The sequence below is a fragment of the Curtobacterium sp. C2H10 genome (assembly GCF_025407985.1).
GTDB lineage: Bacteria > Actinomycetota > Actinomycetes > Actinomycetales > Microbacteriaceae > Curtobacterium.
Window position 1 is genome coordinate 1 of sequence record NZ_JABXGF010000074.1, and the last position, 13604, is coordinate 13604.

Consider the following 13604-nt stretch of genomic DNA (forward strand, 5'->3'; position numbering starts at 1 on the left):
ACGCAAGGCACGCCGAACCGCGGGGAACCGCGGTTCCGGCGCACTGTGGTTGTGCGGCGGGCGGGCGCGCGCCGCCAGCGGGCGCCCGCGCGCGTCGAACCACGAAAGCGACGTCGCACCAGCCATCGCGGCCGGTTCCATGTCGCTTCCGTGGTTCGACACGGCGGCGCCGGCGGGCGGTGGGTGCTGCGCACAACGCAAGTCACGCCGAACCGCGGGGAACCGCGGTTGAGGCGCACTTCGGTTGCGCGGCGGGTGAGCGCACGCCGCCAGCGGGCGCCCGCAAGCGTCGAACCACGAAAGCGACGTCGCACCAGCCGTCGCACGCGGTTCGACGTCGTTTCTGTGGTTCGAGGCGGCGCCGCCGGCGGGCGGTGGGTGCTGCGCACAACACAAGTCACGCCGAACCGCGGGGAACCGCGGTTCCGGCGCACTGTGGTTGTGCGGCGCCGACGCCCGGCCGCCCAGGCGTCAGCGCGCGTACGCGTCGACGAAGAGGGCGCCGCGGACCTCGCGCAGCGTGTCGGCCAGGCGCGCGATCGTCCGGCCGGAGATCCCGGAGACCTCGAGGTCGTACGGCCCCAGCGCCTGCAGCCGCCCGGTCCGGATGCGGACGACCTCCCACCCGACACCGCGCACGGCACGGTCCTTCCGGCGGTCCGTCTCCTGCCGGGGTCCGACGTGCTCGAGGCCGTGACGTCCGGTGGAGTCGTACTCGATCGCGACGCGGAGCTCCGGCAGGATGATGTCCGGCCAGACCTCGACGTGGTCGAAGAACGGTCGGTCGAGGCGGATCGCGGAATGGTCGAACGTGAAGGCGAACCGCTCGGCGAGGGCGGCACGGAGCTCGGCCTCGACCGCGGAGGCCGTCGCCGGGGCGCACACGCTCGTGAACGACTCCCCCGAGGGCAGCCGCGGCGTCTTCGGGCAGATCGACCGCGGGACGGCCGGGGGCCGGGGCCGGCGGGGTGCACCGGGTTCCGGGCGACGAGGACGGGACCGCGTCGATGCCACAGCACCGGCCGGAGTCCCTCGAGCAGGAGCCGCGGGCAGCGTCTGCCGACCGGTGACGCGCACGACCCGCTGCGGGACCGGCACCGCGGCCGGCCAGTCGGACGGCAGCACGGGCCAGCGCTGCGGCTGGGCCTGGACGGCGCACTCGGGGCACCACACCGACCGGCGTCGTTCCCGCCCCGGACGGGAGCGCTGCTCACCCGGGGTCGCGACGAACACGTGCCCGACGTCGCACTCCCACGTCAGCAGGACCTCGGCAGCGGGTGGTACCTGGCTGAGGACGACGCCGTGGTTCCACTCCGGGTGGTACTGCCGGACGAGCACCGGGTACGAGGACCACTCGGCACGGAACTCCCCCACGGCGTACGGCACCGCCACGCCGCGCGACCACTGTCGGCGGCGCCACCACGCGTCGACGGGTTCGGCCACGCTGCCACGCTAGGCAGCACCACCGACAACCGCCACGGCGACGGGGATCAGTCCGCGAGGGCGTTCCGCACGTAGCCGACGAGGGCGTTCGCGTGCCCGTGTCCCATCCCGTGCTCGGTCTTGAGCCAGGCGACGACCTCCATGTGCTTCTGGCCGTCCAGCCGGTCCGCGACGAGGTCCAGCCACTCCTGCACCGGGCGCCCGTAGGTCTTCTCGATGCTCGGGAAGTACGACGCCGGTCCCTTCGGCTTGCTGCCGTCGGCCGGGGGCTCCGGTGTGGTCACGCGGTGTGCGGTCATGGGGGTCACGATAGCCGCCGTCCCGCGTCACAGAGCGTCATCCGATCCTCGCGTGTGACGCCGGGTTCCCTCCCGTGCCGATGTGTTTCGCGCGGCGTTGTCGCGCCTCGGCGCACCTCCTACGGTCGCGACATGACCCAGACCACCGACACGGAGCGCCCGACCGGAAGCCCCGCCGGAACTCCGACCGGAAGCACGGCCGGAAGCACGACCGACGCGACCATCGACGCCGCCGGCCGCGCCGCGCTCGACCGCCCCGTCGTCCCGCTGCGCCACCCGCTGCGGTGGATCGCCGCGGCGGTCGTCCTCGTGGTCCTCCTGAACTTCGTCGAGACGCTCTTCACCAACGAGCAGTGGGGCTGGCCGGCGGTCGGCAGGTGGCTGTTCAGCCCGGCGATCCTGACCGGCCTGCAGCTCACCCTCGTCGCGACGGCACTGAGCGCGGTGATCAGCTTCGCCGGCGGCATCGTCGTGGCGATCGGCCGGCTCTCGCGCAACCCGGTGCTGTCCGGGCTCGCCTGGGGCTACGTGTGGCTGTTCCGTTCGGTGCCGCTCATCCTGGTGCTCGTCTTCCTCTACAACCTCGGGTCGCTGTACCCGACCATCGGCATCGGCGTCCCGTTCGGACCGCAGTTCGAGGGCCCGACCGCGAACGTCCTCGGCGACCTGGCGATCGGCGTCATCGGGCTGAGCCTCAGCGAGATCGCCTACGCGTCGGAGATCGTCCGCGCCGGTGTGCTCGCCGTCGACCACGGCCAGCACGAGGCCGCGCAGGCCCTCGGGCTCCCCCGCCGCCGCCAGTTCGTGCGGGTGATCCTGCCGCAGGCGCTCCGCTCGATCGTGCCGGCCTTCGTGAACCAGATCGTCGGCCTGCTCAAGGCCTCCTCGCTGCTGTTCTACGTGTCGCTCCTCGACCTGTTCGGCGTGGTCCAGAACCTGTCGAGCACGTACCCGACGGACATCATCCCGCTGCTCGTCGTGGCGACGATCTGGTACCTCGCGCTCACGAGTGCGGTGTCGATCGTCCAGTACTACGTCGAGCGATGGACGGCGCGCGGCTCGGTCCGCGCGCTCCCGCCGACGCCGTTCCAGCGGCTCCGGTCCGCGGTGCGCCGCGGTCCCGGGCGCGGCCAGAACGACGGGAAGGCCATCTGATGAGCGCGACCATCGGCATCCACGGCGCCGTGAAGGCCTTCGGCGAGAACGTCGTCATCGACGGCGTCGACCTGTCGCTGCCGTCCGGGAGCGTCACCGTGATCCTCGGTCCGTCCGGGTCCGGCAAGTCCACACTGCTGCGGGCGATCAACCACCTCGAACCCCTCGACCGCGGTGTCGTCACCGTCGGCGGCGAGACGATCGGCGTCCGGGTGCGGACCGGTCGCGACGGGGTCCCCCGCTACAAGGAGCTGCCCGACCGCCTGATCCTGCGGCAGCGCTCCCGGATCGGGTTCGTGTTCCAGCACTTCAACCTGTTCCCGCACCTCACCGCGCTCGAGAACGTGGCCGAGGGACCGATCGCCTCCGGTGTCCCCGCCGCCACCGCGACGGCCCGGGCCCAGACGCTGCTCGAACGCGTCGGTCTCGGCGACCGCGGTGCCACCCGCCCGCGCCAGCTCTCCGGCGGGCAGCAGCAGCGCGTGGCGATCGCCCGGGCGCTGGCGCTCGAGCCCTCGGTGGTCCTGCTGGACGAACCGACCTCGGCGCTCGACCCCGAGCTGGTCGGCGAGGTGCTCGGCGTGATCACGGACCTCGCCGAGTCCGGTACGACGCTCGTCATCGTCACGCACGAGGTCGCCTTCGCCCGCGAGGTCGCCGACCACGTCGTCTTCCTCGACCACGGCCGCATCGTCGAGCAGGGCCCGCCCGCGAAGCTCATCGACGACCCGCAGCACCCCCGCACGCGCGACTTCCTGTCCCGCGTCCGCTGAACTCCCCACCCGTTCCGACCCGACCCCTGGAGAACCATGTCCCCGATCACCCCCTCCCGCTGGCGGCACCGCGCCGGCGCCCTCGTCCTCGCCACCGGCGTCGTCGTCGCCCTCGCCGGCTGCGCCGCGAACGCCAGCGCCGGCACCGGCTCGGACGACGGCACCGTCACGATCGGCGCCGCCTCGAACGGCGCCGCGACCGAGACGAAGGTCTCCGTGCAGGAAGACTCGAAGCTCCACGACGAGCTCCCCGCCGACGTCAAGCAGTCCGGCAAGCTCGTCATCGGCATCGGGGCCCTGCCGTCCGGGTACCCGCCCCTCGCCTTCACCGGCGACGACCAGAAGACGCTGACCGGCTCCGAGCCCGACCTCGGCCGTCTCGTCGCGGCGAAGCTCGGCCTCGAGCCCCAGGTGAAGAACGCGACGTGGGACAACCTGTTCGTCGGCATCGACGGCGGATCGGTCGACGTCGGCCTGTCGAACATCACCGTGACGGAGCAGCGCAAGGAGAAGTACGACTTCGCCTCGTACCGCCAGGACAACCTCGCCCTGCAGGTGAAGCAGGGCAGCTCCCTGCGGTTCGACGGGGACCCCTCCGTGCTCGCCGGCAAGACGATCGCCACCGACTCCGGCACCAACCAGGAGAAGATCCTGCTCGGGTGGAAGGCCGACCTCGCGAAGCAGGGCAAGACCATCACGGTGAAGTACTACCCGGACGCGAACGCGAAGCTCCTCGCCGTGCAGTCCGGCAAGGTCGACGGCTACCTCGGCCCGAACCCGACGATCGCCTACCAGAACAAGCAGAACGCGGGGACGGCGAAGGCGACGACGACCGCGGGCACGTACTCGGGTGCCGGCGCCGACCTGCAGGGGCTCATCGCGGCGACCACCAAGAAGGGCGACGGGCTCGCGAAGCCGGTCCAGGAGGCCATCAACGAGCTCATCGACGACGGCACGTACGCCAAGTGGCTCACGGCCTACAACCTGTCGAACGAGGCCGTGAAGCGGTCCGAGCTCAACCCGGAGGGCCTGCCGCTCGACGCCGGCTGACCCGCACGCGCGGGACGCGCGCACACGACGGACGGGAGGCGCGGTGCCAGCTGGCACCGCGCCTCCCGTCCGTCGGCCGGCCACGTCTCAGACCGCGGCCGGCACCGCCTGCTCGGCACGCCGCGCCCACTCGGCCGCGAGCAGCTCGTAGGAGCGCACCCGCGCGTCGTGGTCGTGCGTGATCGTCGTGACGAGGAGCTCGTCCGCCCCGGTGGCACGCCGGAGCGTCTCGAGCTGGTCCGCGACCGTGCCCGCATCGCCGACGAACCGCGTGGCGATGCGGTCCGCGACCGATGCCGCCGCAGCGTCGTCCAACGGGTGCTCACGGGCCCACTCGGGCGTCGGGTACTCGATCGCCCCGACACCGGAGCGGATCGAGTGCACCCACTGGCCGTAGCCGAGGGCGAGTCCGGACGCCTCGTCGGTGTCACGGCCGACGACGACGTCCGCCGACACGATGACGTGCGGCGCGTCGAGCACACCGGGGCGGAACGCGTCGCGGTACGCCTCGACCGACGCCAGGACCGTGCCCGGCGACGTGTGGTAGTTCGCGCCGTAGGGCAGGCCGAGCGCGCCGGCGGCCCGTGCGCTCGCACCCCCGGTGGAGCCGTGGATCCAGAGTTCGACGGGGGTGCCGGCGGCGGGTGGCGCCTCGACGACCGCGCCGTCGTGCGACCAGGTCCCGTCGAACAGCGCCCGGATCAGGTCGAGTTCGCCCTCGAACCGGTCGACGTCGCCCGGCACCCGACCGAGCAGCTCGCCCTGCAGCGCGAACCGGCTGCGCGGGGCGATCCGGAAGTCGAACGGTGCCGGGATGAGCAGCCCGTCGACGACCTCGTCCTCGCGCGGGGCGAGCGACGGCGGCTTCGGGGCACCGGGTGCGGGGGCACCGGACCGGCCGAGACCGAGGTCGATCCGCGGCCCGTACAGCGCGGTGAGCGTGCCGAAGGTCTCGGCGATCTGCAGTCCGCGGACGTTGCCGACCAGCGTCGCCGCGCTGCCGACGCGGATCGTCGAGGTGGCGGCGGCCACGGCCCCGATCACGATGTTCGGAGCGCTGCCGGCGACACCCGGGTTGAGGTGGTGCTCGGCGAGCCAGTACCGGGCGTACCCGGCACGCTCGGCGTGCTGCGCGAGGTCGATCGTGCGGTGCAGCGCCTGCGCGGCGGTGGACCCGGCGCTGACCGGGACGAGGTCGAGGACGGACAGGGGGACGGCGGTCATGCGGGCACCGCGGACCGCTCGCGCGAACGGATGGTCCCGGGCAGACCGAGCGTCTCGCGGAGCGTCGCGCCCTCGGTGTAGGACTCCCGGTACACGCCGCGTTCCTGCAGCAGCGGGACGACCGTGTCGACGAACTCGTCGAGGCCGTACGGGTTGGTGTGCGGGACCACGACGAAGCCGTCCGTCGCGCGTTCCTGGACGTACCGGTCGATCTCGGCGGCGATGTGCGAGGGCGTCCCGACGAACCCGCCGCGCGTCGACACCGCGATGACGAGCTCGCGGATGGACAGGTGCTCGGCCTCGGCGCGGTCGCGCCACGACCGCACGAGCGCCGGCACGTCGCGGGTGTGCCGTGCGCGGCCGCGGGTGATCGCGGCGCCCTCGAGGTCCGGCTCGACGTCGGGCAGCGGGCCGTCCACGTCGTACCCGGAGAGGTCCCGGTTCCACACCTGCTCGAGGAACGCGATCGCCGTGGCCGGGCTGACCTGGGCACGCTGGATCGCCCGGGCCCGCTCGGCGGCGTCCGCGGCGGTGTCTCCGAGGACGAAGGTCGACGCGGGCAGGATGTGCAGCTCGTCCTTCGAGCGGCCGACGCGCTCGAGGCGCGCCGTGACGTCGTCGTAGTAGGACTTCGCGTCGTCGAACTCGGTGTGCAGCGAGAAGATCACCTCGGCGTGCGCCGCGGCGAGGTCGCGCCCCTCGTCGGAGTCGCCGGCCTGCACGACCACCGGGTGCCCCTGCGGGCTCCGAGGCACCGGGAACGTCCCGGTCACGTCGAACTGCGGCCCGTGGTGGTCGACGTCGCGGATCCGGGAGCGGTCGGCGAACACGGCCGAGGCCACGACGGCGTCGGACTCCCACGAGTCCCAGAGCTCGCGGGACAGCTCGATGAACTCCGCCGCCCGCGTGTACCGGTCGGCGTGGTCCAGGAACCCGCCACGACGGAAGTTCGCGCCGTGGAACGCGTCCGAGCTGGTCACGACGTTCCAGCCGGCGCGTCCGTCGGTGAGGTGGTCGAGCGTCGCGAGCTGCTTCGCGAGCTCGAGCGGCTCGTTGAACGTGGTCTGCAGCGTGCCGACGAGCCCGATGTGGTCGGTGACCCCGGCGAGGGCGGCGAGGACCGCGAGCGTGTTCGGGCGCCCGACGACGTCGAGGTCGTGGATGCGGCCCTTCTGCTCGCGGAGCCGCAGGCCCTCGGCGAGGAACAGGTAGTCGAACAGCCCGCGCTCGGCGTTCCGGGCGAAGTGCTCGAACGACGAGAACGCGATCTGGCTCTCGGCCCGGTCGTCGCTCCAGATCGTGGTGTTGTTGACGCCCGGGAAGTGGGCGGCGAGGTGGACCTGACGCTTGGCGCTCATGCTGAGACCTCCACGGGGGCGGATGCGGACGCGTACCGGCTGACCGCCGGGGCGATGCCGAGCCGCGTGCGCAGGTCGGCGGTGGGACGCGAGGCCACGTCGGCTCGGAGGCCGGCCGTGACGAGCGCGGGGACGAGCTCGCGGGCGATCGCCGTGGAGTCGAGCGGGATGCGCAGCGGGCGGAGTCGGACACCGGCGAAACCGAGGTCCCGCAGGTCCCCGATGAGCGTCACGAGCTCGGGCACGGTCGTCGCCAGCACGGACGTGTCGGACGTCGACGCGTACGGGGCACCGGCAGCCGTGTCGAGCGAGGCCAGCGCGTCGGCGGCGGCGGCCGACGACGACCCGAAGAGCACCGCGAGGTCGGCGAGGACCGGACGACGGACGTCCGAGCCGGCCACCTGCTCGAGGTGACGGATCTCCGACAGCAGGTCCCGCGCCTCCCGTCCGTCGTACCCGGGCGTGACCAGCACGACGTCCGCAGCGTCCACCGCGAACGCGGCCGCGTCGGCGCGGTGCGCCAGCGAGAAGACCGGCGGACGGCCCTGCGGCGACCGCGGCACGATCGACGCGCCGTGGACCGAGACGAAGGACCCCGCGAACTCGGCGTTGTGGATGCGGTCGCGGTCGATGAACCGGCCGGTGGTCACGTCGCGGATGATCGCGTCGTCGTCCCAGCTGTCCCAGAGTCGCGACACGACCTCGGCGACCTCGCGCGCCTCGTCGAAGAGGACGGACGCCTCGTCGCCGCCGGGACGGCGCCCGAAGAGCGCTGCTTCGCGGGGCGTCGGGCTCACCTGGATCCGCCACCCGGCTCGCCCCTGCGAGACGTGGTCGAGGGTCTGGAGGCCCGTGGCGACGTGGAACGGTTCGGTGTGCGTCACCGAGACGGTCGGGACCAGACCGAGCGCGCGCGTCGCGGGGGCGACCGCGTTCGCGACGAGGAGGGCGTCGAGGCGGCCGACGACCGTGCTCGTGTCGAGGTCGCCCGCCGCGTCCACCGGGCCGGCGGTGAAGGAGTCCTCGATCGTGACGGCGTCGACGCCGAGGCGGTCCTGCTCCACGACGACGTCGCGCCAGTGCCGGAGGCTGGTGAGGCGCTGCGCCGCGGGGCCGGCGGTGCGCCAGGCGGCGGGGTGCCAGCCGGCGCCCTGCAAGGCGGTGACGAGGGTGATGCGGTCGGGCATGGGGTGCGCTTCCTAGTGAGAGTGGGATTCCGAGGGAGCCGCGGCGTCGGCGCCGAACTTGAAGCCGAGGCGGCCGTGGGCGAACCCGCCGCCGGCGCGGATGGCCGTGGCGACCCAGGCGGTCTCGGCGAGCTCGGCCTCGTTCGCGCCGGCCGTGACCGCGCGCTGGCTGTGGCCGTCGATGCAGTAGACGCACTGCGTGGTGATGCCGACCGCCAGTGCGATGAGCTCCCGGTACTTCAGCGGGATCTCGCGACCCTCGGCCCGGAACACCGACTCGTCGAACTGCACGAAGGCCGAGAGGATGTCCGGGGTCTGCTGCTTGTAGACCTTCGTGAAGGTCTTGTCGTGCTCGCGGTCGAGGTAGTCGGTCATGGTGGCGACGCTATGACCGACCGGGCCCGGGCACGACGGGTGTTGCGGAGCGTGACCGGGCGTTGCCCCGTGTGACGCGGCGGGCCTGGTCGCCACGTCACACGGCGTCACGCGGCGGGCGCCCTACAGCCCGCGCGCCCGCGCCCCGAGCCGCCCGCGCAACGTGACGTCCTCGTACTCGCGGTGGAACACACCGCGCCGCTGCAGGATCGGCACGAGCTCGTCGACCACGGTCTCGAGGCCGCGCGGGAACTCGTCGATCATGAGGTTGAAGCCGTCGGCGGCCCTGGTCCGGTACCAATCCTCGATGGTGTCGGCGGCCTGCTCCGGGGTACCGACGACGATCCGGGCGCCGTAGCCACCGAAGCCGCGCAGGACCTCCCGCAGGGACGTGTTGTGCGCGCGGACCCAGCGCACGACGGTCTCGTGGTACCCGAGCGAGGGGCCGTAGGTGACGGGGTCCACCTCGCGGTCGAGGATCGCCGCGGGGACCGGCGCGTCCGGGTCGAGGTCGGTGAGGTCGGCGTCGAGGTGCGTCCCGAGCGCCCGCAGGGAGTAGCCGTCCGGGGCGAGTGCCTCGAGCTCGTCGAACCGCCGCTGCGCCTCGGCCTCGGTGCTGCCGAGCACGAGCGACAGCCCCGGGACGATCGCCACGTCCGCCGCACGCCGGCCGTACGTCCGGGCCGCCTGCTTGACGGCGCGGTAGTGCTCCCGGGCGGGCTCGGGTGTCAGCTCGACGGCGAACACGCCCTCGGCGACGCGTGCGGCGAGGTCTCGTCCGTGCGGCGATCCCCCGGCCTGGAACACCACCGGGTGTCCCTGCGCCGACGGCGGGACGGTGATCGCCCCCGCGAACTCGGTGAACTCGCCGTGGTGGTCGACGGGCAGCCCTGTGGCGGCGGACCGCCAGAGCGCCTGCACGAGGTCGACGACCTCGCCGGCACGGGCGTACCGCTCGGGTCGCTCCGGGTTCGTCGCGACGCCGAAGTTCGCCGACACCGACCGGTCGTAGGTCGTCACGGCGTTCCACGCCACGCGGCCCCCGGAGACCGTGTCGAGGGACAGGAGCCGCTCGGCGAGGTCGACCGGGTCGTTGTAGGTCGTCGACGCCGTCCCGACGAGTCCGAGGTGCGTGGTCGCGTCAGCGATCGCCCCGAGCGCCACGAACGGCTCGAGCAGCCCGTACGCGCGGACGTTCGGGTCGCCGAGCGCGGGGTGGTCCGCGAAGAACACGATGTCCAGCAGCCCGCGTTCGGCGGTCCGGCCGAGGTCCTCCCAGAACCCGGCGGTGAGCAGGTCGGTCGGCTCGACGTCCTGGGTCCGCCAGGCCGCCGGCCGCTGTCCGAAACCCTGCAGGTTGACGCCGAGGACGAGCCCGGCGTCGGCGTCGGCGCTCATGCGCCGACCGGCGCGGGGACCGGCAGTCCGAGCAGGTCGCGCAGCGTCCGCCGGTGGGCACCGGGGCCGGTCGAGGTCCGGGAGGCGCGGCTCGGCTCGGACGCACCGGCCCCGCCCGGCAACGGGACGAGCGGGCGCGCGGCCCCGCCGAGCACCAGGTCGGCACCCTCGTGTGCGACGTCGTGCCAGACCGCGAGGACGGGCTCGCCCTGCCGGCTCGACGGCGTCGTCAACGGCCCCCGGACCCGGTACCCGTCCGGGCCGCCGTCGTGGTCGAGCGAGAGGATCCGGGTCGTGTCGGCGAACCGGCCGGCCGCGCGGTCGCCGACGATGCTGTCGAGCGGCCACGTCCGCCAGAGGCCGCGCACCACCTCGGCGAACTCGGCCGGGTCGTGCTGCTCCCCCGTCGCCGGGAGGCCGTGGTCCCGCGCTCCGACGACGAGTCCGACCCGGGCGTCCAGGACGTGGTCGAGGGACAGCACCCGGCGGGCGACGTTGTACGGGTGCTCCCGGGTCGGGGCCGCGGCGACGAGCAGCCCGTGCGTGGGCAGGGCACGGCCGAGGGCGAGCGCCGCGGTGGTCGGGTCGAGCCGGTGGCCACGACCGCGTTCGGCGTCGAAGCGGTCGGTGCCGATCGCGACGACCGCGGCGCCCGAGGCCCGGATCCGGTCGGCGAGCCGGGCGATCCCACCGGGTCGGGCGACGGCGGCGGCGAGGTCGCCGTCCGGCACGGCGACGATGGTCGGTGCTGGTGTCTCGGTCACGGTGGTCCCTCCGTACGCGTGCAGAGCGGCCCGCCACCGTCGCCTCCCCAGCGTCCGTGGCGGGCCGTTGCCGACGACCGTACGGGGCAGCGCGGCCCCGGCGGGTGCAGGTGTCGTCCGGTTGCGCCTCGTGACGGCGGGTTACACGCGGTCGAGCGGGCTGGTGCCGTTCACGAGCAGGTCCCCGACGATGCGCCGCTTGTGCACGCGCGGGTTGTGCGACGCCAGGGTCCGGGCGTTCCGCCAGTGCCGGTCGAGCCCCAGGGAGCGGAACGTGCCGCTCGACCCGAGGGCGTCGAACACGAGCGTCGTCGCGTCGAGCACGGCGTCGGTGACCACCGTCTGCGCCTGGGCGACCGCGATCCAGCTCCGCTCGAGCGCGGCGCGCAGCACCGGGTCCGTCGAGGGGTCCGCCCCGGCGGCCCGGAGTCCGGTGTGGCGGTCGACGGCGGCGTCCACCGGTCCGAGGCTCGCGGTGAACGCGGCGTCGGCGGCGTACACCCGGGCCGCGACGGTGCCGATCGTGCTGAGCAGCTCGGGGTCGTCGGTCGGGTCCGTGGTCGTGCCGTTGTGGTGCCCGCGCTGCCGGGAGCGCAGCGCCTCGATCCCCTCGCGGAGGGCCGCACGCCCGATGCCGACGAGGATCGCGTGCATCACCGTCTGGTAGTACTGCTCCTGGTACGGGTAGCGCGTCGCGTACGGCAGGACCCGCTCGTCGGGCACGTGCACGTCGGTGTAGGTCACGCTCCCGCTGCCGGTGATCCGCTGGCCGAACCCGTCCCAGTCGTCGCCGATCCGCACGCCCGGGTCGCGGGCGTCCACGAGGGCGACGAACCGTGCTCCGGCGTCGTCGAGCGCCAGCACCGTGATCCACCGGGCGTAGATGCTCCCCGTCGAGTAGAACTTCCGGCCGGTGACGCGCCAGCCGCCGTCCGGGTCCGGGGTGAGCCGCGTGCTGATGTCCGCTCCGGCCGGGTTCGGCGTCTCGCTCCACCCACCGCCGACGAACTCCCCACCACCGAGGCGTTCGACGACCGTCCGGTCGGAGGCACTCCCCTCGGCGTGCACCCGGTCCTCGATGAACGAGAAGTGGTTCCGCCACACGTGCGCGAGGTTCGGGTCGACCTCGGCGATCTCGGCGACCGCCCGGAACACGTCCGACAGCCGGGCCCCGATCCCGCCCCACGCGACCGGGGTGCGCCAGCGCGCGAACCCGGCGTCGACGAGCCACCCGAGCTGGTCGGTGGCGAGCCGTTCCTCGCGTTCCCGCTGCCGGGCGTCGAGGGCGATCCGCTCGATCACCGGTCGCAGCGGCGCGATCAGTTCCTCGTAGCGGGCGTCGGCCGGGATCTCACTCGGGCACATGGCGGCACGCTACCGGCGGTCGGGCGTCGAACCCGTGTCCGCTGCAACCCGGCGTCACACCCGCACGGGGACGGCCCGGGATCACCACGTGATGCGGGCGAACTCCTCGTGCAGGCGCCGTGCGCGTCCGGGGTGGACCTGCTCGACCCACCCGATCCGCCCGAGCAGGTGCGCCCGGAAGTCGGGGTGCCCAGCACGGTTCTGCGACGCCGGACCGTGCTCGGCGGCGTTGTGCAGGATCGCGTGCAGCCGGTCGACCTCGCGCCGACCGGGCGACGTCCGGTCGTTGACGACGACCCCGGTGACCGACTGCCGTGTGCCCCGTCGCCGCACCCGGGTCTTCGACGGGTTCAGCCGGAGTCCCTGCTCCGTGACGATCCGGTCGACCCCGCGGAGGAACGCGTCCGGTCGGGCCGCGAGCCGCTCGTCACCGCTGAACGTCAGGTCGTCGGCGTACCGGGTGTAGACCGCGCCGACCGAGGCCGCCCACCCCGCGAGCCGTGCGTCCAGGTGCCGGAGTGCGGTGTTCGCCAGCGCCGGTGAGGTCGGTGCGCCCTGCGGCAGGTGGGCTTCGCGGAGCATCGCGCGCAGCGCCTGCCGTTCCTCGGGGCTGCCGCCGTCCGGCATCGCGCTGAGGACGTGCACCGGCACCCGGTGCGTGCACACGCCCGTGAGGACGTGTGCGAGCGGCTCCGCGAAGCCCGCCGCGCGGAAGACCCCGTACACGGTGGGCGCGGTGACGCTCGCGAAGAAGGACGTCAGGTCGGCCGTGACGACGACCTGCCGCCCGGTGTGCGCCGTGGCTCCGGTCACGACGCTCCGACCGCCGACGAAGCCGTGCGCCGCGTCGTGCACCGGCAGCGCGGTGAGGAGCTCGTCGAGGATCGTCCGCTGCGTCCGGCGGAGCATGTCCATCGGCTTCTCGAGCAGCCGCGGCGTGCGTCCGGGTCGACGGATCCACTCGCAGCGGTGGTGGTGGAGCGGGCTCGACGACCCCGGTCGCCGGTTCCACGAGCGGGTGTCGGCGAGCCAGAGCAGCCGCCCGACGGTGAGGTCGAGCTCGCGCGCGAGCTCGGGCAGCGTGTCGACGAGCAGTCGGCTCGCGGTCTCCGGACGCGCCCGGACCGCGGTCGCCCGGCGCGCGACGACCCGGACCGGTCGGCGCGCCTCGCGTGCGCGGTGCAGCTCGGCGAGGCGCGCCGACCCCTCGAGC

General features: G+C 73.7%; 13 protein-coding genes. 3 read left to right on the forward strand and 10 right to left on the reverse strand.

Annotated elements, in window-relative coordinates; all coding sequences use genetic code 11:
* Positions 1–471: 471 nt before the first annotated feature.
* Complete coding sequence (locus HWD93_RS17335) at positions 472–1443, reverse strand: hypothetical protein (RefSeq protein WP_071295978.1); 972 nt, start codon at positions 1441–1443, stop codon at positions 472–474.
* Between the two features lie 47 nt (positions 1444–1490).
* Positions 1491–1742 (reverse strand): DUF4287 domain-containing protein, encoded by a 252-nt coding sequence (locus HWD93_RS17340; RefSeq protein ID WP_261647488.1) that lies wholly within the window; start codon positions 1740–1742, stop codon positions 1491–1493.
* Between the two features lie 132 nt (positions 1743–1874).
* On the opposite strand from HWD93_RS17340, the gene HWD93_RS17345 reads away from it, so the two are divergent.
* From HWD93_RS17345 to HWD93_RS17355, 3 genes are read left to right on the forward strand one after another with little or no spacing between them, the layout of a single operon-like run.
* Complete coding sequence (locus HWD93_RS17345) at positions 1875–2897, forward strand: amino acid ABC transporter permease (protein ID WP_261647489.1); 1023 nt, start codon at positions 1875–1877, stop codon at positions 2895–2897.
* The gene (locus HWD93_RS17350) at positions 2897–3670 is read left to right on the forward strand and encodes an amino acid ABC transporter ATP-binding protein (protein ID WP_261647490.1); all 774 of its coding nucleotides are present in this window, start codon (positions 2897–2899) and stop codon (positions 3668–3670) included. Before HWD93_RS17345 ends, HWD93_RS17350 begins: the two co-directional genes overlap by 1 nt.
* A 36-nt stretch (positions 3671–3706) precedes the next feature.
* Positions 3707–4720, forward strand: coding sequence for a transporter substrate-binding domain-containing protein (locus HWD93_RS17355; RefSeq protein WP_261647491.1), 1014 nt, complete (start codon positions 3707–3709; stop codon positions 4718–4720).
* Between the two features lie 87 nt (positions 4721–4807).
* On the opposite strand, the gene HWD93_RS17360 is transcribed toward HWD93_RS17355, so the two are convergent.
* From HWD93_RS17360 to HWD93_RS17395, 8 genes are all read right to left on the reverse strand, one after another.
* Positions 4808–5944: an LLM class flavin-dependent oxidoreductase gene (locus HWD93_RS17360; protein ID WP_261647492.1), complete on the reverse strand. Its 1137-nt coding sequence runs from the start codon at positions 5942–5944 to the stop codon at positions 4808–4810.
* Positions 5941–7302: an NtaA/DmoA family FMN-dependent monooxygenase gene (locus HWD93_RS17365; protein WP_261647493.1), complete on the reverse strand. Its 1362-nt coding sequence runs from the start codon at positions 7300–7302 to the stop codon at positions 5941–5943. Before HWD93_RS17365 ends, HWD93_RS17360 begins: the two co-directional genes overlap by 4 nt.
* Positions 7299–8489 (reverse strand): LLM class flavin-dependent oxidoreductase, encoded by a 1191-nt coding sequence (locus HWD93_RS17370; RefSeq protein ID WP_261647494.1) that lies wholly within the window; start codon positions 8487–8489, stop codon positions 7299–7301. The genes HWD93_RS17365 and HWD93_RS17370 overlap by 4 nt, the downstream gene beginning before the upstream one ends.
* Before the next feature lie 12 nt (positions 8490–8501).
* Complete coding sequence (locus HWD93_RS17375) at positions 8502–8864, reverse strand: carboxymuconolactone decarboxylase family protein (protein WP_261647495.1); 363 nt, start codon at positions 8862–8864, stop codon at positions 8502–8504.
* Positions 8865–8987: 123 nt separating this feature from the next.
* Positions 8988–10262: an LLM class flavin-dependent oxidoreductase gene (locus HWD93_RS17380; protein ID WP_261647496.1), complete on the reverse strand. Its 1275-nt coding sequence runs from the start codon at positions 10260–10262 to the stop codon at positions 8988–8990.
* Positions 10259–11026, reverse strand: a complete 768-nt coding sequence (locus HWD93_RS17385) for a hypothetical protein (RefSeq protein WP_261647497.1) — start codon at positions 11024–11026, stop codon at positions 10259–10261. Before HWD93_RS17385 ends, HWD93_RS17380 begins: the two co-directional genes overlap by 4 nt.
* Before the next feature lie 141 nt (positions 11027–11167).
* Positions 11168–12391, reverse strand: coding sequence for an acyl-CoA dehydrogenase family protein (locus tag HWD93_RS17390; RefSeq protein ID WP_261647498.1), 1224 nt, complete (start codon positions 12389–12391; stop codon positions 11168–11170).
* A gap of 81 nt (positions 12392–12472) precedes the next feature.
* On the reverse strand, positions 12473–13604 hold a 1132-nt coding region (locus tag HWD93_RS17395), incomplete at its 5' end, for a reverse transcriptase family protein (RefSeq protein WP_261647499.1).

Excerpts from the sequence above, each read along its gene's own strand:
- HWD93_RS17340 (WP_261647488.1), bottom strand. The coding sequence starts at position 1,742 with ATGACCGCACACCGCGTGACCACACCGGAGCCCCCGGCCGACGGCAGC.
- HWD93_RS17345 (WP_261647489.1), top strand. The coding sequence starts at position 1,875 with ATGACCCAGACCACCGACACGGAGCGCCCGACCGGAAGCCCCGCCGGA.
- HWD93_RS17350 (WP_261647490.1), top strand. The coding sequence starts at position 2,897 with ATGAGCGCGACCATCGGCATCCACGGCGCCGTGAAGGCCTTCGGCGAG.
- HWD93_RS17355 (WP_261647491.1), top strand. The coding sequence starts at position 3,707 with ATGTCCCCGATCACCCCCTCCCGCTGGCGGCACCGCGCCGGCGCCCTC.
- HWD93_RS17360 (WP_261647492.1), bottom strand. The coding sequence starts at position 5,944 with ATGACCGCCGTCCCCCTGTCCGTCCTCGACCTCGTCCCGGTCAGCGCC.
- HWD93_RS17365 (WP_261647493.1), bottom strand. The coding sequence starts at position 7,302 with ATGAGCGCCAAGCGTCAGGTCCACCTCGCCGCCCACTTCCCGGGCGTC.
- HWD93_RS17370 (WP_261647494.1), bottom strand. The coding sequence starts at position 8,489 with ATGCCCGACCGCATCACCCTCGTCACCGCCTTGCAGGGCGCCGGCTGG.
- HWD93_RS17375 (WP_261647495.1), bottom strand. The coding sequence starts at position 8,864 with ATGACCGACTACCTCGACCGCGAGCACGACAAGACCTTCACGAAGGTC.
- HWD93_RS17380 (WP_261647496.1), bottom strand. The coding sequence starts at position 10,262 with ATGAGCGCCGACGCCGACGCCGGGCTCGTCCTCGGCGTCAACCTGCAG.
- HWD93_RS17390 (WP_261647498.1), bottom strand. The coding sequence starts at position 12,391 with ATGTGCCCGAGTGAGATCCCGGCCGACGCCCGCTACGAGGAACTGATC.